This is a genomic window from Cypionkella aquatica (genome assembly GCF_030161095.1).
Taxonomy (GTDB): domain Bacteria; phylum Pseudomonadota; class Alphaproteobacteria; order Rhodobacterales; family Rhodobacteraceae; genus Cypionkella; species Cypionkella aquatica.
This window is the reverse complement of sequence record NZ_BSPP01000021.1, coordinates 33897-55750: the sequence shown is the minus strand read 5'-3', so window position 1 is coordinate 55750 and position 21854 is coordinate 33897. Positions and strand designations below refer to the sequence as shown.

Here is a 21854-nt window from a genome sequence, read left to right as displayed (position 1 = left end):
TGTGCGGATTAGCGCAATTTTTTGAACGAGGCACTGTTATGTCTGGATTTGGATATCAGCCAAAGCCGATCAATCTTATGAACCAAAAGCTGACCCTGTCGCCCGAAGTGCAGGCGATGATCGCCGAGATCGAGGCGAAGATGGCGGCGCGGGCTTGGATGGAGGCAATGTTGTCGCCGAAATGGGAGCTGCTGGTGCCGATGTTCCAGACTGGCTTGCGGCCCCCTGCGGCTGGTCCGGTGCCGGGGGCTGCCCCCGCTTGGGCGGTGCCGGGGCCTGCGCCGACGCCGCCCGCCCTGCCCAATCCGGGGCCAGCCGTGCCGCATGCCGGTGAGGCCAAGGATGTGCTGGATGCGGTCTACAAGCTGGAGATCGTTCAGCGGCAGGTTGGCATCGTGCAGGCCGAGGCCAAGCGGCAATGGGGGGTGTTCAAGGGTGAGTGGAAGGCCGCTCCGACCGGCGAAAAGGCGATCATCGTGACCAGCTCGGTCGTGGTGGCGGCGGGGATGCTGGGGCCGATCTTGGCGGTGCGCGACACCCGGCAGATGGCCTTCGGGCTGATCAAGGACAAATGGCTGCCGGTGCCGGGCTTGGATGGCTACAAGATCAAGCTGCTGGATCAGGGCGCGGGGGTGACGGTGCCGCTGCCGGTGCGCGGCCTGACGGTTGAGGCGGAATCGTCGTTTCTAAGTGCCGGGGCAAAACCGACCACGGTGATGTTCCAGTTTGATCTGATGGAGTTCTGGAAGAAAAAGTAGCCGTTACGCTGCTGTAACCCGCCGTTCATCGCTTTGTTGTAGCCTTGTGCCAGCTTTTGGGCGTCACAAGGGGGCGGGGTCATGCCGGATCAGGCGGTATTGCGCGTCGATATGGACGGCACAGGGTTGCGGGTCGATCGCGCGGCTTTGGCGCGGGCGCTCGCGGATTTGCCGCGGGCTGCGCCGGTGGTGGTGATGATCCACGGCTATCGCTTTGCGCCGGGCGCGCGCGGCGGCAATTGCCCGCATCGGCATATTTTCTCGATGCAGCCGCCTGCACAGGATTGGACGGCGATTTCGTGGCCGCGGCATCTGGGGCTCAGCGGCGGGCGGGCTTTGGCGATTGGCTTTGGCTGGCCCGCGCGCGGCGGCTTTCACGGCGCTTGCCTGCGGGCAGGGCGGGCGGGGCGGGCTTTGGCGGAGCTGGCGGCTTTGGTGCAAAGTCTTGATCAGGGGCGGGCGTTTGATGTGGTGGGGCATAGTCTGGGGGCAAGGGTTGCGCTGGCCGCCCTGCCCCATGCGGCACCCGGCGATCTGCGGCGGATGATCCTGCTGGCCGGGGCCGAGACGCGGCGGCCTGCGTTGCGCGCGATGGGGTCGGCTGCCGGGCGGGCGGTGCAGGTGGTCAACGTCACCACGCGCGAGAATGATCTGTTTGATTTCCTGTTCGAGTGGCTGGGCGGTGCTGGCCTTGATACTGCGATTGGGCAAGGCTTGTGCAACACGCCGGTGAATTGGCTGGATGTGCAATTGGACCAGCCCGCAACTTTGGCGGCGCTGGCGCGGTTGGGGCATGATCTGCCCAGCGCCCCGGCGCGGATCAGCCATTGGTCGCCCTATTTGCGGCCGGGGGCCTTGGGGCTGTATCGCGCCATTCTGGATGGCAGTTTACCGGTCGAGGCTTTGCAGCGTGCGTTGCCCGAGCGGCGCGATCCGCGCTGGTCGCGGCTGCTGGCGGGGTGGCATTGGCCGTTGGCCGGGCGGACCCAGCGGGCTTAGGGCCGCTGGCACAAGACACTGGCACCCGAAGATGTTACGCCCCGTAGCTGTCCTGCACCGTGCGCACCAGCGCCGTGCGGATCATGTTCGACAGCAGCGGCAACAGGCCAAAATACAGCAGCCAAGTGGTTTCAGAAGCATGGTGGATCAGCGTCTCATTCGCCAAAACCATGCCAAGGTTGTAAATCACCATCACGCGCGTCATCACCGCATCGGTGCCGCGCATCTCGGGCTGTGGCCAGCGAAAGCGGTTGATCGCGTAAGATCCGTCGATGACATCCAGTGTGTAAAGCCCTGCCGCGAATACGAAATACAGGCTGAGGAAGCGCTGGCACAGCAAAGGCTCGGCATGGTAAATCAGCAGCGCCAAGACACCGGGCCCCGCCAGCAGGATTAACGCCACAGTGGCCGGGGCCGAGACTTGCGCGCGGGTGCGGGTGATCAACAGCTGTGATTTCATCACCAGCCGCAGCCCCATACCCAAGACGAAAGCCACCATGAAGGTGGTGCGCGCGTCATCCAGCCATATCCGCAGCAATGGCCAAGCAAACAGGATCAGCAAACCCGGCAGCAGGATTTCGACGGGAAACGGCGTGGTGCGGCGAAAGCTGCGGAAAAACTGCGCCAAGCTGTCAAGTGTGGTATCCAGCATTCTGCCATCCCCGGTTGATCGCGACCTTTCTTAAGCCGCAATCGGGCTGGGGTGGGGCTGCAATGTGGCCAGATTGCGGCAGCCGCCGTTTCGGACGATCCAAACCCGTTTCGCGCAGGCAAAACCCGTTTCGCGTAGGCAAACCCAGAGTCGCAAGGGGCAACGCCGTTTCGAGCAGGACAAAGCGGCGGCGGTCAGTCGTTTTCAGGCGCGCCTTCTTCGATCGCATAGCGGCTGAGCACGCCGCTTTGGCTGATAAAGAACAAGAACAGCGCGGCGGTCAGACCAAAGGTCTTGAACGTCACCCAAGTGTCGGTGCTGAACAGCCGCCAGATCACCTCGTTTGCCAGTGCAAGGCCGAAGAAGAACGCGCAGAGGCGGCGAGTCAGGATCATCCAGCCGGCGGGTTGCAGCGGCAGCGTCTCTTCCATCACCAGTTTCAGATAGGATTCGCCGCGCAAAAGCCCGATGCCCAGCATGATGCCGAACGCTAGATAAAGCAGCGTCGGCTTCATCTTGATAAAGCGCTCGTCGTTCAGCCAGACCGAAAGGCCACCCATCACGATCACCAAAACCAGCGTCATCAGCTGCATTTTCGACAATTTGCCGGTCAGCTTCCACAGGATCGCGGTGGTGGCGATGATCAGGGCGATAAAAATCGCCGTCATCACGATGAACCCCGAATAGTCGCGGCCAAGGATCTGGAAGGTCTGATCCTTGAAGAACCGGAAACCCGCAAAGAACAGCACGATCGGGCCAAGCTCTAGCCCCAGCTTGACCATCGGGTTCAGTTTCGCCGGATTTGTCTTTGCGTCAGTCACAGCCCTACCCCGCCCATTCCATCACCACTGCTCCTAGCGCAATCAGCGCCATCAGGCCAGTGCGCGCGAGCCCGACTTTCTCGCCCAGCACAAGCCAGCCGATCAGGGCTGCGAACACGGTCGAGGTTTCGCGCAGCACGGCGGCCTCGCCCACACGGTCGAGCCGCGTGGCGATCATGATCGAGCCGAATGAGAAATAGGCGACAAACGCGCCGATCAGCCCACGTTTGAACAGGGGGATGGCTTGGGCGCGGCTGAGCGATGCGATGCGCCGCGCCATCAGCGCAGGAATGAAGATGCCGTCGAGCATGAAGAACCATGCCAAGAAGGTGAACGGATCAGCGGTGGCGCGGATGCCCCAAGCATCGTAGGTGGTGTAGATGGCGACGAACGCCCCGGTTGCGGCGGCAAAGCCCAGCGCCGGGACCAGCGTGGCGCGGTTTTCGGTCAGATGGCGCAGATTATACGCGGCAAGGCCAAGGATCCCCGCGACCAGCAGGCAAACCCCGAACCATTGCAGCGGGTGGTAATGCTCGCCAAACACCAGCCCCGCGCCGATCACGGTGAACAACGGCCCGGTGCCGCGCACCACCGGATAGACCACGGTATAAGCGCCGCGATCATAGGTCATGGCTTGCAGCAGTTTATAGATCGCGTGGATCACGAAAGCGCCCGCGAAGATCGCCCACATATGCGGCTCTGGCCATGGCACGATGAACAACGCAAAGGGGGTGGCGATGACGCCATAGGTCAGATCAATGACGGCGCGTGACAGCCAAGGGTCATGCTTGCCCTTTTGCAGCGCACCAAACAGCGCGTGCAAGACGGCGGCCAGCAGCGCCAAGCCCAAGGCGAGGTGCTGGCCCGTCGGGGTGCCTGCGATGGAGACCAGCCAGTTTGACATTCTTCTCGCTGCGCTTGGGGCCAGCAGGCGGGGGTTTCACACCCCCGCACCCCCGTGGGATATTTGGGAACAGATGAAAGGCTTAGTCGGGTTGACCGACAAGGGCGCGGGCGAACTCATCGGGGTCAAAAGGGGCGAGGTCGTCGATCTGCTCGCCCAAGCCAATGGCATGGATCGGCAGGCCGAACTTGTCGGCCAGAGCGACCAGCACGCCGCCCTTGGCGGTGCCGTCGAGTTTGGTCATCACAAGGCCAGAAACATCCGCGATCTTGCGGAAGATCTCAACCTGACTGATGGCGTTCTGACCGGTGGTGGCGTCGAGGACAAGCAGGGTGTTGTGCGGTGCGGTCGGGTCTTTCTTGCGGATCACGCGGACGATCTTTGACAGCTCTTCCATCAGATCCTGACGGTTTTGCAAGCGGCCCGCGGTGTCGATCAGCAAAAGGTCTGCGCCGTCAGCTTGCGCTTTGCTGAGGGCGTCGAAGGCGAGGCTTGCGGGGTCAGAGCCTTCGGGGGCGGTCAGCACTGGCACGCCTGCGCGGTTGCCCCAGACCTGCAATTGCTCCACAGCCGCCGCGCGGAACGTATCGCCCGCCGCGATCACCACCGATTTTCCGGCCGCTTTGAACTGCGCGGCGAGCTTGCCAATTGTGGTGGTCTTGCCCGATCCATTGACACCCACCACCAGCACCACCTGCGGCTTTTGCGGATAAAGTGGCAGCGGCCGGGCTACGGGGGCCATGATGCGCGCGATTTCGGCGGCCAAGGCATCACGAAGCTCTGACGTCGATATCCGCGTGCCAAAGCGCCCTTCGGCAATGTTGGCGGTGACGCGGGTGGCGGTATCAACGCCCATATCGGCAGTTATCAACAGCTCTTCGAGGTTTTCCAGCATGGCGTCGTCAAGCAAGCGGCGCGGCTCGTCACTGCGCCCGATCAGGCGCGAGATCAGGCCGGGTTTGGCCTCTGATGGCGGTGGGGCTGATGCGTCAAGCGGGGCTTCGGGGGCTGCCACCAAAGCCTCAAGCCCTTCGCCGATCTTGTCGGAAGAGCGGAACATCCGGTCTTTCAGCTTTTTGAAGAAGGACATGCGGCCTCGTGGCGAAAGGGGTTTCATCTCACCTAGTCAATTTGACCGGGGTTTGGAAGGGCTCTGGCCTTGGCGCTGGGCCAATAAAGCCGGGCGTTGGCTGGATCGGGCTGCGCGGCGGCTGTGGCAAGCGGTCGGAACCTGCGTGTGGGATCGCGGGGCTGATCGGTTGGGGGCTGTTGGCTCTGGCCCTTCGGAATTCTCATGTTAGATTGACGGCATGCAAAGTGCCCCTCTTCGATCCATGCCAATGGCGCTGTTTGCGCTGGCAGCGCTGCTGCCGCTGGCGCTGTTTGGCGCGGGCGTGGTCTGGGGCGGCTGGTGGAGCGTGGCGGGGCTGCTGTATATGACGGCGCTGGCGGCGGGTCTGGATCAGATCACCGGGTTGTTTCTGGGAGATGCGCCCGAGGGGGCAGAGTTTCCGGCGGCAGATGCGTTGCTGGTGGCACTGGCGCTGGGCGCGCTGGGCCTGATGCCGCTGGCGGTCTGGGCGGTGGCGGGGGACAGCGGGCTGTCGGTTTCGGCGCGGGCGGCGGTGTTTGCGGGCAGCGGGCTGTGGCTGGGGCAAGTGGCCAATCCGGCGGCGCATGAGTTGATCCACCGCAACGGGCGCGGCTTGTTCCGGCTGGGCGGGCTGGTCTATTGCTGGCTGCTGTTTGGTCACCATACCTCGGCGCACCGGCTGGTGCATCATCAGCATGCTGCAAGCGTCGACGATCCGAACACGGCGCGCGCGGGCGAGGGCTATTATGCCTTCCTGATCCGGGCATGGCGCGGCAGTTTCAAGCGCGGCTGGGCTGCGGAAGATGCGCTGCGCCGGCGCGGCAAGACCGGAGTGCATCCCTATGCTGTCTATATCGGGATGGCGGCGCTGTGCCTGTGCCTTGGCTATGCCATCGCGGGGATTGGGGGAAGTCTGGCTTGGGCGGCGCTGGCAGCACATGCGCAGAGCCAACTGATGCTGTCCGACTATGTGCAGCACTATGGCTTGCAGCGCGAGATGCGCGCGGATGGCCGACTGGAGCCGGTCTCGGCCCGGCACAGCTGGAACGCAGGTCACTGGTTCTCGGCGGCGTTCATGCTCAATGCGCCGCGCCATTCCGATCACCATGCGCATCCGGCCCGCCCTTACCCGGCGCTGCGCCTGCCCGATCAGGATGCTGCGCCGCGCCTGCCGTGGCCGCTGCCGCTTGCCTGTCTGATCGCCTTGGTGCCGCCGCTGTGGAAACGCGCAATCCGGCCGCATCTGAACCAATGGCGCGCGCGCGCAGCTGGGGCATAGCTTTGCAGACACAAAGCTGTCACTGGCGTTTCGCGCGTTCTGCAGGCAGGATCATGGCTAACGGAGATCCCGATGCGCCCAAGCTTTAGCCTGACCTGCCTTGCCCTGTTGGCAATTGCCGCCCCATTGGCGGCACAAACCCTGACCCCGCCCAGCCCGCCGATGACGGGGGCGGCGTTTGAGGCCTATGTCAGCGGCAAAACCCTGACCTATGCGATGGATGGCGAGGTTTACGGCACCGAGCAGTACAAGCCGGGCCGCAAGGTGATCTGGGCTTTTACCGAAGATGAATGTCGCGAAGGCAGCTGGTATGAGAACGGGCCGCAGATCTGCTTTGTCTACGAAGACCCGAACGATCCGCAATGCTGGCTTTTCTTCATGGGCGCCCGGGGCATGACGGCGCAGTTCATCGGCGAAGGTGGCAGCGGTGATCTGTCAGAAGTGGCGCAAAGTCAGGGGCCGATGCCCTGCATGGGGCCACAGGTCGGGGTTTGACCGCAAAGTGGTGCCGCCGAGGGTGGCATCGAGCCCCCCTCGGCGGCGCTGCCGGGGCGACACAGCACGGGCCGGAAGGGCTGTTATGTCGGAGCCTGCGGCGCGAGTATTTCAAAAAGAGCAATTCCTTTGCGCATTGCTCTTTTTGAAATACTCCCCCCGGAGGGTCGGCAGCGGCAGGCGGCGATCCGATATCAACATGGCGTTGGACCGATCAGCCGGGGCGCATGCCGCGTGGCTGGGGGCGATCAGAACAGGCTGCCTTGCTCAAAGCCGCCGGGTTTTGGCTTTTTTGTCGGGCGCGGGCCGAGGCTCAGGCGGCCATCGCTGAATTCGATTTCCAGCGTTTGGGCTTTCTCGGCTGCGGATTTGGTCATCACAACGTGACCATCGCCGCGCACCACGGCGTAGCCGCGCTTCAGCGTCTGGTCATAGCCCAAAGTGGTGCGCATCCGCTCTAGCGCGTCCAACCGCTGGGCGAGCAATGCCAAGCGCTGGCCGGGGGCCGATTGCAGGCGTGCGTCCAGCTGTGTCAACTTGGCGCGGCCATCGGCGGTTTTGCGGCCTGCATCCGCGATCAAGCGGGCCAGCGACAGGGGCAGGCGCGAGGCCCACTTGTCAAAGGCGGCGTGTTTGCGCTCCTGCGCCCGCGCCGCGCGATCATTCAGGCGCAGCTGCGCGGCGTTCAGGCTTTCCGCGCGCCGCGCGATCAGGCCAAGCAGCGCTTCGGGGCGCAGGCGCGAGGCGATGGTGGCATAGCTGCCGCGTTTCTTTGCCGCCGCCATCCCCAAGGCGCCGCCCAAGCGTTGCCCCGCCGTATCAAGCCGTTGGCGCGGGGTGGCAAGCAGGCTCTCCAGCCTTGGCAGGGCGCGGGTCAGGTCGCGCAGGCGCTGATCGCGGCGTTGCAGCGTTTGGGCGATGCCGCGCGACTGGCGGGCAGCAAGATCGGCCAGCGTGGCGATCAGATCCATCCGCACCGGCACCGCGATTTCGGCGGCGGCGGTGGGCGTGGGCGCGCGCAGATCGGCGGCATAGTCGATCAGGGTGGTGTCGGTTTCATGGCCGACCGCCGAGATCAGCGGGATTTCAGATGCGGCGGCGGCGCGGACGACGATTTCTTCGTTAAATCCCCAAAGGTCTTCCAAACTGCCACCGCCCCTTGCCACGATGATCAGATCAGGTCGCGGGATTGGCCCACCCGGTTGTAGTGCGTTAAAGCCTTTGATGGCGGCAGCGACTTCCGCCGCGCAGTTTTGCCCCTGCACGGCCACCGGCCAGATCAGCACATGGCGCGGAAAGCGGTCGCGCAGGCGGTGCAGGATGTCGCGGATCACCGCACCAGAGGGCGAGGTGACAACGCCGATCACCTGCGGCAGATAGGGGATCGGTTTCTTGCGGGCGGGGTCGAACAGGCCCTCTGCCCCCAGCGCTGCTTTGCGTTTTTCCAGCATCGCCATCAAGGCACCTGCGCCCGCGGGGGCGACATCATCGACGATCAACTGGTATTTCGACTGGCCGGGGAAGGTGGTCATCCGCCCGGTGGCGATCACCTCCATACCCTCCTCGGGGCGGACCTGCATTTTGGCGACCTGGCCCTTCCAAGACACGGCGTCGAGGGAGGCGCGATCATCCTTCAGCGCGAAATAGAGATGACCCGAGGCCGGGCGGCTGACGCGGCCAACCTCACCACGCACCCGGACAAGGCCGAATTCGCCCTCGATCACCTTTTTCACCGCGCCGGAAAGTTCCGAGACGGTGAATTCGGGGGAATTGGAGGGCGCGGGGGTGTCTTCGAACATATCCATCGGGGGATTTTGCCCGAGCGCGCGCGGCAGTGCAATCGCGATACCGGCTTTTGGCTGAAAACCTATGCCACGCCTTTTCACCGCCCTCGAATCGCCCGTTTTGTTAACCTTGGTTAATATTTGGTTAAGATGAAGGGAAGGTCGGCTGAAAGTGAGGGATTGCTTGCAGAAAATCGGCAGATCTACCGCTCTGCGCGTGTTGATGGCTGTATTTGCCTGTCTTGGCAGCCCGGCACCTGCGCAAAGCTGTGATGAGAATTATGAGGGCGTCTGCGTGCCTGTGGCCTCGGACGTCGATTGCGCCAATGGCAGTGGCAACGGGCCGGAATATGTCGAAGGCCCGGTCTATATCGTCGGTCGTGATATTTATAAGCTGGACCGCGATGGCGACGGCGTGGCTTGTGAGCGCAAGTAGGCACCGCAGGGTTGCGTGGCAAAGGGCGGCAGCCTATGACGCCTGCATCCAACATCCAAGCGGAGGCACGCCATGAACATCCTTATCCTAGGCTCGGGCGGGCGGGAACATGCTTTGGCTTGGGCGGTGAAGCAGAACCCCAAGACCGATCGGTTGATTGTGGCTCCGGGGAACGCGGGCATTGCGATGCTGGCGGAATGTGCGGATTTTGACATTCTCGATGGTGCGGCGGTGGTGGCGTTCTGCGAGGCCAATGCGATTGATTTCGTGATCGTCGGGCCAGAGGCTCCGCTGGCTGCAGGCGTCGCCGATGCGACACGGGCGGCGGGGTTTCTGACCTTTGGGCCGAGTGCGCAAGCGGCGCGGCTGGAGGCCTCGAAGGGGTTTACCAAAGAGATTTGCGATGCTTGCGGTGCGCCGACGGCAGCCTATGCGCGGTTCACCGAGGCGGGTCCGGCAAAGGAATACATCCGCGCCCAAGGTGCGCCGATTGTCGTGAAGGCCGATGGTCTGGCTGCGGGCAAGGGCGTGATCGTGGCGATGACCGAAGCCGAGGCCCTCGCTGCCATCGACGACATGTTCGGCGGCGAGTTTGGCGCGGCAGGCGCCGAGGTGGTGATTGAGGAATTCATGACCGGCGAAGAGGCCAGTTTCTTCATCCTCACCGATGGCGTCAACGCGCTGCCGATTGGCACGGCGCAGGATCACAAGCGGGTGGGCGATGGCGACACCGGGCCGAATACCGGCGGCATGGGGGCCTATTCGCCTGCCCCAGTATTGACCGATGCGATTGCGGCCCGCGCGATGAAGGAAATCGTTTTGCCGACGATTGCCGAGATGGCGCGGCGCGGCACGCCCTATCAGGGAGTGCTGTATGCGGGCCTGATGATCAAGGACGGTCAGGGGCGGCTGGTGGAATACAACGCCCGCTTTGGCGATCCGGAAACCCAAGTGCTGATGATGCGTCTGGGCGCGCAGGCGCTGGATCTGCTACTGGCCTGCGCCGAGGGGCGCTTGGACCGCGCTCAGGTGAATTGGGCGGATGATCATGCGATCACCGTGGTGATGGCCGCCAAAGGCTATCCGGGGACCTATCAGAAGGGCTCGGTGATCGAGGGGCTGGAGCGGATGCCGGAAGACAGCCGCCATATGGCATTTCACGCCGGAACCACGCTGAAAGATGGTCAGATCACTGCCACCGGGGGCCGGGTGCTGAACATCACCGCGCGGGGCGACACGCTGACCGATGCGCGCAACCGGGCCTATGCGATGATTGACCTGCTGCACTGGCCCGAGGGATTTTGTCGCAGCGATATTGGCTGGCGCGCGCTGTAGCCGAATTCCGCCGCGGAATTCGTGCACGGAATTCGCGCGAATTCCGGCTTGGCCCGCAGGTTTGCGCCCTCTTGCACCTATGCGGGTTCCTGCATAAACAGCCCGCATAAAGCATTTGGCGAAGGATGGCGGATGCCGCTTCTCGTGATGAAATTTGGCGGCACTTCGGTGGCCGACCTTGCGCGGATCGAAAACGCCGCGAAAAAAGTGCAGGCCGAGGTCGCGCGCGGCTATGACGTGATCGTCATTGTCTCGGCAATGTCGGGCGAGACCAACAAGATGGTTGGCTTTGTCGAAGGCACGTCAAAGCTGTATGACGCCCGCGAATATGATGCGGTGGTGTCCAGCGGTGAGAATGTCACGGCGGGCTTGCTTGCGTTGCGCTTGCAGGAAATGGATATCGCGGCGCGGTCGTGGCAGGGTTGGCAAGTGCCGATCAACACCACCTCGGCACATTCGTCGGCACGGTTCATCTCGATCCCGCGCGACAATATCGACGCCAAATTTGCCGAAGGCTTCAAGGTCGCGGTGGTCGCAGGTTTTCAGGGCGTGTCGGCCGAAGGTCGGATCACGACTTTGGGTCGCGGCGGCTCGGACACCACGGCGGTGGCTTTCGCTGCCGCCTTCGGGGCCGAGCGTTGCGATATTTATACCGATGTCGATGGGGTCTATACCACCGATCCGCGCATCACCAACAAAGCCCGCAAGCTGGACAAGATCGCGTTTGAAGAGATGCTGGAACTGGCATCCTTGGGCGCCAAGGTGCTGCAAACCCGCTCAGTTGAACTGGCGATGCGCTACAAGGTGCGGCTGCGGGTGTTGTCCTCGTTTGAGGATACCGATGAGACTTCTGGAACGCTGGTCTGCGACGAGGATGAGATTATGGAATCGAAAGTTGTGTCGGGCGTGGCCTATAGCCGCGATGAAGCCAAGGTGACTTTGGTGCGGGTTGAAGATCGCCCCGGCATCGCCGCCGCGATCTTTGGGCCGCTGGCCGAGGCTGGCGTCAACGTGGATATGATCGTGCAGAATATCTCGGAAGTCGAGGCGGGCAGCGTCAAGGGGGCTACCACCGATATGACCTTCTCGTGCCCGACCAATCAGGTCGCCCGCGCGCAAAAGGCGATGGAAGATGCGGTGGCTGCCGGGATGATCACCTATGACGGCATCGTGGTGGACAGCGATGTGGCCAAGATTTCCGTGGTTGGCATTGGGATGCGGTCCCATGCCGGGGTGGCGGCGACGATGTTCAAGGCGCTGTCGAAAGAGAACGTCAACATCAAGGTGATCGCGACATCCGAGATCAAGATTTCGGTACTGATCGACCGCAAATATATGGAGCTGGCCGTGCAGGCCCTGCACGACGCTTTCGAGCTTGAAAAGGCCTGAGAGGGTTCTTTTTTGGCTCAGGAATGGACGCCGGGTGGCTTGGCTGCCCGGCGTTTTCGTTGGTCCCGGGTTGGGACCACAAAAATCCCTCTTTAGGATCAGCATGTTGCGTTTGGAATTAGGGTTTTGGAAACCTCTGGCAAAGACAGCCAATCTGCACGGGTGTCTCAGCGCGCTCGTGCTGGGATTGGCGGGATTGCTGGCAGCGCCGATGGTCGCTGATCCCGCGCCCCAGATCGTTTGCACCCTGATCATTGCCGCCGACAGCGGCGCTGTTTTGCGCGAGGATGGTGACTGCGCAACCCGGGTAACGCCCGCCTCTACCTTCAAGATTGCGCTGGCGGTGATGGGCTATGACGCGGGATTTTTGGAAAGTCCGAGCCAGCCGGTTCTGTCCTACCAGCCCGGCGATCCCAAATGGGGCGGTGCCAACTGGCTGCGCGACACCGATCCCACCGACTGGATGCGCTATTCCGTGGTCTGGTATTCCCAGCGGATCACGCGGGCTTTGGGGGCCGAGACACTGACGCGCTACGGGCAGGCGTTTGGCTATGGCAATGCCGATTTTCGCGGTGATCCCGGGCAGGATAACGGGCTGGAGCGGGCGTGGATTGCCTCGTCCTTGCAGATTTCTCCGCGTGAGCAGGCGGCGTTTCTGCGCGCCTTGGTGACGGATGACTTGCCAGCCAACGCCGCCGCACAGGCCCAAGCCCGCAGTATCGTGGAATGCAGCGCAATTGAGGGCTGGGCGGTGTGCGGCAAGACTGGCACCGCCTATCCACGGCAAAGCAATGGCAGCTTTGACTACGCGCGCGGCTGGGGTTGGTTTGTGGGTTGGGCCGATCACGCAGGCGACAGACTGGTGTTCGTGCGCCTGACGCAGGCCCGCGCGCGCAGCGAAGGCTCGCCGGGTGTTCTGGCGCGCGATGCGTTCTTGGCCGCGTGGCCTGCAGATATGACAGAGTTGGGGCGTTAGCGCTTGACCCCTGCCCGCCAGACAAACCGCCCCGGCCCAGAGCTGGCCAGTATCAGCAAGCCACCGGCGATGGACCAGTTTTTCACCATGATCGTCACCTGCCAAGGGTCGGCGCGCAGCTGCCAGTGAAAGTAGCTGGTGAAGAGGCAATAGGCGGCAAGGATCAATGCCCATTGGCGCACGCCGGGGCCAAAGATCAGGCCAAGCGCTGCGATCAGATTGAACGCCGCAACGGGCCAGACCAGCCAGACCGGCAAGCCTATGCCGGCGATCATGACCTCGACCGGCACGGGGTCGCCCAGCTTCTGCGCAGCACCGCCAAGGAACAGCAGCGCGATCAGGATACGGCCCGCGAGGTTGAGTGCATCATTCATCGCAGCACGATTGCAGGCCAATGCGCCTTGGGCAAGCATGGCGTGATCAAGACGGCGTGACGCTTGCGGTGAGATCAGCACGATCAAAGCAGCGCGGGGCACGATAAGCGCTTGGGATCGTAGTATTTTCACCGCTTGCTACGGGTTTGGGCAAAGGCAAACGCGGGGTTCCCGATGAAAATACTCAGAAACCTACTTCCGACAAAATCTATCAACTATTTGTTTTTGTTTGATTATTTTGACAAAGTTCTTGAGTCTCTGACGCAGATTGGCTATCTGTGCTGCAAGACAGCCAGCCAGCACATTTGCAAGCCAGCTCTCAAACCCCCACCTCCTCTCGCCAGCCAGCACCAGCCAGACAACCGCATTTCTTGCGGCTATCCAGCCATGCCAGCGCGCCAGATCAGAAGGCAGGAACAGGGCAGCTTTCGGGCTGCCCTTTTTGCTGCGCTAGTAGGGTTGCTCGAACGGCGCGTGGCGCAATGAGGCCATGACCACAACCTTGCCCCCATCCTGAACCCGGTCGTGCAAGTCGATCACATCCTGATCCAGCATGCGGATGCAGCCCGAGGACACGGCTTTGCCAAGGTATTTCGGCTCGCACGCGCCGTGGATGCGGTAAAGCGTGTCTTGACCATTCTGGAACAGATAAAGCGCGCGTGCGCCCAACGGATTGCCGGGCCCACCCGGCATGCCGCCATTGGCGACGGAATAGGGCGCAAATTCCGGGCGGCGCGCGATCATGCTGTCGGGTGCTTTCCAGACTGGCCATTTGCGGCGGAACTGCAACCGCGCTGTGCCATTCCAGCCAAAGCCCGCCGCGCCAACGCTGACGCCGTAGCGCAGGGCGCGGTCGGGTGCGGTGATCAGATGCAGGAAGGCGGCATCGGGATCGACGACGATGGTGCCGGGCGCCTCAAACGGGAACGGGTTTTCCACCTCCTGCCCCCACAGGATGGGATCAACGATGCCGTCAGGCACGGCGGGAACCGGATGCGGCTCGGTGAATAGCGCGCCATAGCGGGCGGGCATGGGTGGTGGCGGTGGCGGCGGCAGGGCCTCGGGCGGTTGTGGCGCACAGGCAGCAAGGGATGCAGCAGAGGCCGCAGCCATAAAGGCGCGTCTGGTCAGCATAGGATAATCCTTATCGGCAAAGAGTTGGGCTGAACGAGGCTGCGATCAGAGGCAGCAGCGGTGTTCAGCCAAGCCGGGGCGGGCCATGCGCCAACGGCGGAATTTGCCCGACGCTCTGCGGCCAGGTGCTGGGGCGCAGGCGGGTTGCGGGCGAGATGAAGGCCAAGGAAACCTCGGTCGGCCAAACCGCCAAGGCCGGGTTGCAGGGCGAGCCGGGGATCGCAGGGCCTTTGCAGCGGGCGATCACGGCGGCATAGGTTTTGCGGATCGGTGCCTGCAGCGCATCAGCGGATGCGGGCCAATCCATCTGCACTGCGATCAGCCGAGAGGCAGGCGCAACCGTGCCGAATTTATGCGCAAAGCTGCCCAAGGGCAGCAGCGCAAGCAGCGTCAGCAGCAGCAAAGTTCGGGTCAACAGGGCCATGCCTCTACCTGCCACGCAGCGGCAGGGGTGTCGAGACGCCGGGCAGGCATTTGCGCGGGCAGAGCGATCACCAAATCTCACATCGCCGTGAGGGATGGGCCGCAGCGGCGGGCGTTGAAATGCGCAAGACGGGAAATGCCAGTTGGGGGAACGCCAGATGCGGGACCTAAAGATTGCGGGTCCGAAAGATCGGGGAACGAAAGGCCGTTGCGCGCATTTATGCTGCGCAACGGCTGGACTTGGGCGGTTTTTGCGCAGGCGCTGGATAATCTCGCAGCACCGGGCGCTTGACCACTCCCTTTTGTCGCATAACTCGCCTATAGAGGGCGGATTGGATTTGATCGGATTAAGGGTATGCCCGCAGAGCGCAGCGACAGTGACAGCCGGAAACTTTTGCGCCGCCTGCGCGATGTGTTAAGCACAAAGGCGATGGGGCAGGATCGGCTTGACCAGATCACCCATCTGATCGCGGATTCCATTGGCACCGAAGTCTGCTCGATCTATCTGTTCCGCGATGCCGAAACCCTTGAACTCTGCGCGACCGAAGGGCTGAAGAAAGCCGCTGTGCACCAGACCCGGATGAAGCTGGGCGAAGGTCTGGTGGGCCGGGTGGCGCGCACAGGCCTGCCGGTGAACACCGCTGACGCACCCTCTGAAAAGGGCTTTCGCTTTATGCCGGAAACCGGGGAAGAGCTGTATTCGGCTTTCCTTGGCGTGCCGATCCAGCGGGTTGGCGAAAAGCTGGGCGTGCTGGTGGTGCAGTCGAAACTGGCGCGCGCCTATTCGGAAGATGACATTTACGGGCTGGAAGTCGTCGCCATGGTGCTGGCCGAAATGACCGAGCTGGGGGCGTTCTCGGGCGAGGGCGGCGGCGGCATGGGCAAGCTGCACAAACAGCCGGTGCTGTTTCGCGGCGCGTCGGGGCAGGAAGGCGCCTCCGAAGGCCGGGTCTGGCTGCACGAGCCGCGCGTGGTGGTGACCAATCCGGTGGCCGATGATCCCTTGACCGAGATTGACCGCATCCGCGAGGCCGTAGGCGTGCTGCGGGTGTCGGTGGATGATCTTTTGGCGGCGGAAAGTCTGGACAAAGACCAAAAAGCGGTGCTGGAAGCCTACCGCATGTTCGCCCATTCGCGCGGTTGGCTGCGCCGGATGGAAGAGGATATTTCGTCGGGCCTGTCCGCCGAGGCTGCGGTGGAAAAAGAGCAATCAGCGGCGCGGTCGCGGCTCAGCCAAGTGCCGGATGCGTATCTGCGTGAGCGGTTGCAGGATCTGGACGACCTCTCGAACCGCTTGCTGCGGATTTTGACCGGGCAAGGCAAGGACACCGGGGCGGAGATGCCGGAAAACCCGGTGCTGATCGCGCGCAACATCGGGCCTGCAGAGCTGCTGGAATATGGCCGCAAGCTGAAAGGCGTGGTGCTGGAAGAAGGCTCGGTCGGATCACATGCCGCAATTGTGGCGCGCGCCCTGATGATCCCGATGGTTATTCATGCCGAACGCATCACCAACGAGGCGCTGAACGGCGATGCGATTTTGGTCGACGGCGATCAGGGCATCGTGCATCTGCGCCCCGAAGATACCGTGGCGCGGTCCTTCCGCGACAAGATTGCCATGCAGGCCGAAGCGATGCAGCGCTATGCCTCGCTGCGTGACCTGCCTGCGATGACGAAGGATGGCGTGAAAATCGGGCTGCATATGAACGCGGGCCTGATGGCGGATTTGCCGTCACTGGTGGGGTCCGGGGCCGAAGGCGTTGGGCTGTTCCGCACCGAGTTGCAGTTTCTGGTGCGCAATTACATGCCACGGCGCGAGGAATTGGCAGCGCTGTATTCCCGCGTGATCGAGGCCGCCAAAGGTCTGCCGGTCGCGTTCCGCACGCTGGATATCGGGTCGGATAAGGTGCTGCCCTATCTGAAACCTCAGGATGAACCCAACCCCGCGATGGGCTGGCGGGCGATCCGGGTGGGGCTGGACAAACCCGGTGTGCTGCGGATGCAGTTGCAGGCGCTGATCCGCGCCTCGGCGGGCCGTCCGATGGCGGTGATGTTCCCGTTCGTGTCCGAACACGCCGAATTTGTCGAAGCCCGCGCCCATGTTTTGCGCGAATTGCACCGCGAAAAGTCGCTCGGCCATGCCGTGCCCTCGGCGTTGGAAATCGGCGCGATGCTGGAAACGCCCAGCCTTGCCTATGCGCCGGATGCGTTCTTTGAGATGGCCGATTTTATCTCGATCGGTGGCAATGATCTGAAGCAATTCTTCTTCGCGGCTGATCGGGAAAACGAGCGGGTGCGCAAGCGCTACGATTCGCTGAACGCCTCGTTCCTGACGTTTTTGCAGTTCGTGGTGGCGCGCTGCGCGGCATCTGGCACCAAACTGTCATTCTGCGGCGAGGATGCCGGCCGCCCCGTTGAGGCACTGGCCTTGGCGGCGATTGGATTGCGCAACCTGTCGATGCGGCCTGCGTCCATCGGCCCGGTGAAAGCCCTGCTGCGCCGGGTGGATCTGGCCGAGGCGCGGGCGGTGATTGACCGCGCGCGGTCAGAGGGGGCCGAGACAGTGCGGCCCGCACTGATGGAGTGGTTGGCAAGCGTGGGAGAGTGAGGGGCGCGTATTGCGGATGTAGTCAAAGTCTTCTCGGTGAAAACTGATGTTTGAAGCTGAGGCAACGGAAGAAAGCGCTGGCTTCTGCGATTGTTGCTGAAACACAAGCCGTAAGGTTTGGGGCTTTGTTCCTGAAAATGGCCAGACTATTGCAGCCTATTTCGTTCACTGGACGGTTGGAAAATCATTGCAAACCCACCCCGCCAACTTTGATCTGATTTATGGGCCTTGGGGCGAAGGTTCACAGTTTAAAGACCGCTGCGCTATTTCTCTCATTCACTTTGAAAACGAGTCTGGACCTGGCGTCATGGTGATAGATGCAAATAATCGCCCCCTCGCGGCGCGCGATCTCGCCGGTTCAGCAATGCGGAGGCATGAGGTTTTGGGCACCTCGCTCGCATCAAAAGTGTTCGCGATCTTCGATGCGGTTTTAACTCAGGATCAGCGGCTAAAGTAGCGCAGATAATCAGAGACAGTTCGCGGCACTCACCACACAGGGCAGCACCTGACCGCCGGGTGGGCGAGCCACAGAATTTCTAGGCACTTTATGCCTCAGCCCCTCCCCCAGATGTTCTAAGCGAGACAGCGCAGAAGCGCCCGCCCGAGGGGGCGGTCAGGCGCTGCCCGGCGGCGCTAAAGCGCCTTGATTCCGGGCCGGGTGTTTGCCTGTAAGAGCGTTGACCAACCCACCTACCCCACGCCGCCCCGGACTTGATCCGGGGCCTCGCGTCGCCCTATGAGGCCCCGGATCAAGTCCGGGGCGGCGTGGGAATGTTGTAAACTGCGCGCGGCTTAGTCTTCGCTGCGGCCCGCGCCGCTACGATCCTGCGCGTAGTGCTTCAGCGCAAACTCTGGCAGCCATGCTTCGCGCCGGATGGTCCAAACCTCATAGGTCGGGATGAATTGATCGGGCGCATCCAGTGCGCCAAGGTTCACCTCAACCTCATCCCCCGTGATGGAAAACACCGAGCCGCCGCAGGTCGGGCAGAAATTCCGGCCTTGGTAAGCGCGGGTTTCACCCCTGATTGTCACGGCGGTATCGGGGAAGATCGCGCTGGCGTGGAACAGCGCCCCGTGCTGCTTGCGGCAATCAAGACAATGGCACAGCCCCACGCGGTAGGGTTTGCCTGTGGCCGTGATGCGCACCTGCCCGCAGAGACAGCCGCCTGTGAATATATCCATCTGTGCCTCTGGCTTGGCGAGAGATCGGTTGGGTCAGGCTTTACTAATCTTGGGCGGCTCAATCGCTTTGGCAAAGGCGGCGACGACGGCTTCACCGCCTTGCACCTCGGCCAAGCGCATCAGCGCGAACCGGATGCGGGCCATCTCGCGGTAATAGCGCAGGAAAGCGGCGTTCAGCGCGGCACCGGATACCGCACCCAGCACGGGCACGGCTTGGGCGGCCAGTTTCTGGCCCATGGTCGCCGCAAGTTTCGGCGCGACCGAGGCGATCAGCTTCTGGATTGCAGGTCCGGTCAGGGTCAGGCGGGCCGACAGGAACGCAGCATTGACGCCATCATCACCGTGCAAGGGCGTGCCCGCCGCAAACACCTCAAGACAGGCGGCGCGGATGCCGGGTTCGGTCGGATCATAGCCCGCGCGGATCGCTTCAGAGCGGATGGTGTGCAAAATCAGGGTGATGCTGACCGGAAGTTCGGCGATAGACGTCAGCAGCCCCCCTGCCCCGCCCGCAGCCCCGGTCGCCATCGCCGCAAAGGTTGACGCCCTGCCACCCAGCTTTGGGCCTTGCTCGGCAAGCCCCGCAAGACCATGCGCGGCAGTCAGGGCCTTGATCACCACCTGTTCAATCTGCGCGCGCAGGGCGGCGGGCAGCAGGGTGGCTTGCTGCTCCAGCCCGCCGCCGATCTTGTTCACCAAAGTCATCAGCGGGCCATTGGCGCGTTTATAGGCGCGGGCAAGCTCGGTTATTTCAGTGTTGGAGGCGGGGGTGCGCAGGGCGGGAAGCTGGGTCATACCGCCAATGTGGGGGGTTTGTTGCCGCAGCACAAGAGAGCCGTCAGCCCTGCGGCAGGGTCGCGCCCGAAGCCTTGGTGACATGTCCCTTGATGCCATCCCAAGCGCCCTTTTTCAACGCAAGCCCCAACACGCGGTCAGGGTTCGTTGGCGGCGGCATCACCACACCGTCCAGCTTTTCAAAGCCAAAACGGCGGTAATAGGGGGCATCGCCCACCAGCAACACGCGCTCCCATCCCAGACGGCGGGCCTCGACCAGACTTTCGTTGATCAACAGCGCGCCAAGCCCCTCGCCCTGCCGGGTGGGGTGGACGGCGACGGGGCCCAGCAGCAGCACATCCTCGCCATCCTCGTCATCGCCCTCGTCAATCTCGGCGGGCCAATAGCGGATCGCAGCGGCGAGGGTGCCATCGGCATCGCGCAAAATCAGGCACAGCGCGGCTACAGTCGGCACACCATCGCGCAGGCGGTAAGATGACAAAGCGGTGCGGCCGGGGGCAAAGCACAGATCATAAAGCGCCTCGACTTCCCACCAATCATCCTCGATCTCTTCTTCAAGCTGATACACGGGCGGGCCTTTTTAGAATCATCTGGAAACGCGGGTAACATGCGCTTGGTGCAGGATCAAATCTGAAGGGGATGCGGATGTTTTATCAGCCGGAAAAGGGCCAAGGCCATCGGGAAGCGGGCCTGCCGCACAATCCGTTCAAGGCAATTGTGGCGCCGCGCCCGATTGGCTGGATTTCCACGCGCGGCCCGTTGGGCGACAACCTTGCGCCCTATTCGTTTTTCAACGCGGTGAATGATGCGCCGATGCAGGTGATGTTTGCCGGTGGGATGAAGGATTCGATTGCGAACCTGCGCGACAGCGGGGTTTTCGCGGTGAATGTGGTGGCCGAGGCGATGATCCACGCGATGAACGCCAGTTCAGAAGCCGTGGCGCGCGGGGTGGATGAATTCGCATTGGCCGGGGTTACCAAGGCAGAATGTGCGGTGATTGATTGCCCGCGGGTGGCGCTGGCCCCGGCGACACTTGAATGTCGGGTGGTGCATTTGCTGCAGTTGGCGGGTGAGAACTGGATGGCGGTGGGCGAAGTTGTCGGCGTGCATATTCGCCCTGAGTATCTGCGCGATGGCCGCTTCGATCTAGAGCTGGTGCGGCCCGTAGCGCGACTGGGCTACAAGGATTACGCCGTGGTGTCAGAGGTGTTTGAGCTGACGCGCCCCGATGAAGTGGGGCGCGCCGAGATTTAGCGCCGGGAACTAAAACTGCGGTTTTAGCGCTGCGGTTTCAGCGCAACAGCGGCGGGCGCGGTGGTGGCAGTTCGCCAAGGCCAATGTCGCGGCGCAAATGGTTCGACAGCATCGCGGCTGGCGGAGGCTTTGCAGGCCGTTGCAGCAGCGCGCGCAACAGCGCAAGCAACGTGCGCAGCGGCCCGTGATCGGCGATCAGCTGTTGCAGAACGGGCAGCAAAGCCGCTTGGTCAGAATAACGTCTTGCGTTTTGAACAAGGTTCATTTTGGCACATTCCAGCCGCTTGCACGGACTGGTCCTATGGTTTGAGATTAAAATGCGACGCAAAAGCGCGCGGCGCGCGGTTGGGTCGGATGGGTGTTTTGGTGGGGTTAAGCCGCTAAGGCTTTGGACACGCTAAGGCTTCGAGGATCGGGGACTAGGCCCGATACGAGGTGCCGCAATTGTGTCGCCAGACAGGTGCCGCGGTGGCGACGGATGTAGAATACAACATGTGACGCCCTCCTTTGGTCCTGCGTGGTTTGCGGCTTATGGCATGGTTTTAGGGCCGCGCAAAACGGCGTGGCCTTGGGCGCGCAGATGTTTGACGGGTGTGGTCTTGGCGTCACAGGCACGGCCAGACGGCAAGGCTGGGGGGCTCTCCCCCCAGACCCCCGAGGATATTTCTGCAGAGAGGATGATAATTTTAGGTAAATTTTAGCGAAGGCTGGCGAAGAAGGTTTTCAGCAGCGATTCGGACTCGGCTGCGTTGATGTTGTCGTAGATCTCGGGGGCGTGGTGGCATTGGGGGTGACTGAACACCCGCGCGCCATGCAGCGTGCCGCCGGATTTTGGGTCGGGCGCGCCGATGTAAAGCCGGGCGATGCGGGCGGCGGCGATGGTTCCGGCGCAGATTGGGCAGGGCTCTAGCGTGACGTACAGATCGTGGCCCGGCAAACGCTCGGATTTGGCCAGGCGGCAGGCTTCGCGGATCGCCAAAACCTCGGCATGCGCGGTGGGGTCGCTTAATTCGCGGGTGCGGTTGCCAGCAGCGGCGATGATCTGGCCATCTTTCACCACCACGGCCCCGATTGGCACCTCACCGCGCACGGCGGCCTTGCGGGCTTGATCCAAAGCGGCGTCCATGAAGGTTTTGAACACCGTACTTGCCCCTTGGACGTTGAAAGAA

23 protein-coding genes are annotated in these 21854 nt (G+C 62.7%); 10 read left to right on the top strand and 13 right to left on the bottom strand.

Features of this window, described 5'->3' with window-relative positions:
• The first annotated feature begins 38 nt into the window (after positions 1-38).
• Together QQJ98_RS19500 and QQJ98_RS19495 are read left to right on the top strand one after the other, a co-directional pair.
• Positions 39-758, top strand: coding sequence for a hypothetical protein (locus tag QQJ98_RS19500; protein ID WP_284326956.1), 720 nt, complete (start codon positions 39-41; stop codon positions 756-758).
• 81 nt (positions 759-839) lie between these two features.
• Positions 840-1757, top strand: a complete 918-nt coding sequence (locus QQJ98_RS19495) for an alpha/beta fold hydrolase (RefSeq protein WP_284326955.1) — start codon at positions 840-842, stop codon at positions 1755-1757.
• Positions 1758-1791: 34 nt separating this feature from the next.
• On the opposite strand, the gene QQJ98_RS19490 is transcribed toward QQJ98_RS19495, so the two are convergent.
• The 4 genes from QQJ98_RS19490 to ftsY all read right to left on the bottom strand — a co-directional run bounded on the left by QQJ98_RS19490 (position 1792) and on the right by ftsY (position 5224).
• Positions 1792-2409 carry a hypothetical protein gene (locus tag QQJ98_RS19490; RefSeq protein ID WP_284326954.1) on the bottom strand — a complete coding sequence of 206 codons (618 nt, stop codon included), beginning with the start codon at positions 2407-2409 and terminating at the stop codon, positions 1792-1794.
• Between the two features lie 194 nt (positions 2410-2603).
• Positions 2604-3191 (bottom strand): inner membrane-spanning protein YciB, encoded by a 588-nt coding sequence (locus QQJ98_RS19485; protein ID WP_284326994.1) that lies wholly within the window; start codon positions 3189-3191, stop codon positions 2604-2606.
• Positions 3192-3234: 43 nt separating this feature from the next.
• The gene (locus QQJ98_RS19480) at positions 3235-4134 is read right to left on the bottom strand and encodes an EamA family transporter (RefSeq protein WP_284326953.1); all 900 of its coding nucleotides are present in this window, start codon (positions 4132-4134) and stop codon (positions 3235-3237) included.
• A gap of 82 nt (positions 4135-4216) precedes the next feature.
• Positions 4217-5224, bottom strand: a complete 1008-nt coding sequence (gene ftsY / locus QQJ98_RS19475; RefSeq protein ID WP_284326952.1) for a signal recognition particle-docking protein FtsY — start codon at positions 5222-5224, stop codon at positions 4217-4219.
• 250 nt (positions 5225-5474) lie between these two features.
• Between ftsY and QQJ98_RS19470 the strand changes: the two genes are divergently transcribed.
• Together QQJ98_RS19470 and QQJ98_RS19465 are read left to right on the top strand one after the other, a co-directional pair.
• Positions 5475-6506, top strand: coding sequence for an alkane 1-monooxygenase (locus QQJ98_RS19470; RefSeq protein WP_284326951.1), 1032 nt, complete (start codon positions 5475-5477; stop codon positions 6504-6506).
• A 72-nt stretch (positions 6507-6578) separates the two neighbouring features.
• Positions 6579-7001: a hypothetical protein gene (locus QQJ98_RS19465; protein ID WP_284326950.1), complete on the top strand. Its 423-nt coding sequence runs from the start codon at positions 6579-6581 to the stop codon at positions 6999-7001.
• 248 nt (positions 7002-7249) lie between these two features.
• Here QQJ98_RS19465 and xseA read toward each other — a convergent pair whose 3' ends face one another.
• Complete coding sequence (gene xseA, locus QQJ98_RS19460; protein WP_284326949.1) at positions 7250-8806, bottom strand: exodeoxyribonuclease VII large subunit; 1557 nt, start codon at positions 8804-8806, stop codon at positions 7250-7252.
• 202 nt (positions 8807-9008) lie between these two features.
• Here xseA and QQJ98_RS19455 point away from each other — a divergent pair, with 202 nt between their 5' ends.
• The 4 genes from QQJ98_RS19455 (at position 9009) to blaOXA (ending at position 12921) form a co-directional block, all read left to right on the top strand.
• A complete protein-coding gene (locus tag QQJ98_RS19455; protein WP_284326948.1) occupies positions 9009-9221 on the top strand; it encodes an excalibur calcium-binding domain-containing protein in 213 nt (70 codons plus the stop codon).
• 72 nt (positions 9222-9293) lie between these two features.
• Positions 9294-10556 carry a phosphoribosylamine--glycine ligase gene (gene purD, locus QQJ98_RS19450; protein ID WP_284326947.1) on the top strand — a complete coding sequence of 421 codons (1263 nt, stop codon included), beginning with the start codon at positions 9294-9296 and terminating at the stop codon, positions 10554-10556.
• A 132-nt stretch (positions 10557-10688) separates the two neighbouring features.
• Positions 10689-11945 (top strand): aspartate kinase, encoded by a 1257-nt coding sequence (locus QQJ98_RS19445; protein ID WP_284326946.1) that lies wholly within the window; start codon positions 10689-10691, stop codon positions 11943-11945.
• Between the two features lie 211 nt (positions 11946-12156).
• Positions 12157-12921, top strand: a complete 765-nt coding sequence (blaOXA, locus tag QQJ98_RS19440) for a class D beta-lactamase (protein WP_284326945.1) — start codon at positions 12157-12159, stop codon at positions 12919-12921.
• Here the strand turns inward: blaOXA and QQJ98_RS19435 are convergent.
• The 3 genes from QQJ98_RS19435 to QQJ98_RS19425 form a co-directional block, all read right to left on the bottom strand.
• Positions 12918-13397: a DoxX family protein gene (locus tag QQJ98_RS19435; protein ID WP_348523146.1), complete on the bottom strand. Its 480-nt coding sequence runs from the start codon at positions 13395-13397 to the stop codon at positions 12918-12920. The two genes, blaOXA and QQJ98_RS19435, sit on opposite strands and share 4 nt — an antisense overlap.
• A gap of 348 nt (positions 13398-13745) precedes the next feature.
• Positions 13746-14429 carry a L,D-transpeptidase gene (locus QQJ98_RS19430; protein WP_284326944.1) on the bottom strand — a complete coding sequence of 228 codons (684 nt, stop codon included), beginning with the start codon at positions 14427-14429 and terminating at the stop codon, positions 13746-13748.
• Positions 14430-14493: 64 nt separating this feature from the next.
• On the bottom strand, positions 14494-14853 hold the full coding sequence (locus QQJ98_RS19425) for a hypothetical protein (protein WP_284326943.1): 360 nt from the start codon (positions 14851-14853) through the stop codon (positions 14494-14496).
• A 354-nt stretch (positions 14854-15207) separates the two neighbouring features.
• Between QQJ98_RS19425 and ptsP the strand changes: the two genes are divergently transcribed.
• Positions 15208-17457, top strand: a complete 2250-nt coding sequence (gene ptsP, locus QQJ98_RS19420) for a phosphoenolpyruvate--protein phosphotransferase (RefSeq protein WP_284326942.1) — start codon at positions 15208-15210, stop codon at positions 17455-17457.
• 792 nt (positions 17458-18249) lie between these two features.
• Here the strand turns inward: ptsP and QQJ98_RS19415 are convergent.
• From QQJ98_RS19415 to QQJ98_RS19405, 3 genes are read right to left on the bottom strand one after another with little or no spacing between them, the layout of a single operon-like run.
• Entirely contained in the window at positions 18250-18639 is a 390-nt protein-coding gene (locus QQJ98_RS19415) for a GFA family protein (protein WP_284326941.1), read from the bottom strand.
• 33 nt (positions 18640-18672) lie between these two features.
• A complete protein-coding gene (locus QQJ98_RS19410; RefSeq protein WP_284326940.1) occupies positions 18673-19431 on the bottom strand; it encodes an EcsC family protein in 759 nt (252 codons plus the stop codon).
• Positions 19432-19474: 43 nt separating this feature from the next.
• Positions 19475-19999 (bottom strand): GNAT family N-acetyltransferase, encoded by a 525-nt coding sequence (locus tag QQJ98_RS19405; RefSeq protein ID WP_284326939.1) that lies wholly within the window; start codon positions 19997-19999, stop codon positions 19475-19477.
• Between the two features lie 77 nt (positions 20000-20076).
• Here QQJ98_RS19405 and QQJ98_RS19400 point away from each other — a divergent pair, with 77 nt between their 5' ends.
• Positions 20077-20685 carry a flavin reductase family protein gene (locus QQJ98_RS19400; RefSeq protein WP_284326938.1) on the top strand — a complete coding sequence of 203 codons (609 nt, stop codon included), beginning with the start codon at positions 20077-20079 and terminating at the stop codon, positions 20683-20685.
• Positions 20686-20722: 37 nt separating this feature from the next.
• Here the strand turns inward: QQJ98_RS19400 and QQJ98_RS19395 are convergent, their stop codons facing one another.
• Positions 20723-20950: a hypothetical protein gene (locus tag QQJ98_RS19395; protein ID WP_284326937.1), complete on the bottom strand. Its 228-nt coding sequence runs from the start codon at positions 20948-20950 to the stop codon at positions 20723-20725.
• Positions 20951-21382: 432 nt separating this feature from the next.
• Positions 21383-21811, bottom strand: a complete 429-nt coding sequence (locus tag QQJ98_RS19390) for a nucleoside deaminase (RefSeq protein ID WP_284326992.1) — start codon at positions 21809-21811, stop codon at positions 21383-21385.
• Between the last annotated feature and the right edge of the window lie 43 nt (positions 21812-21854).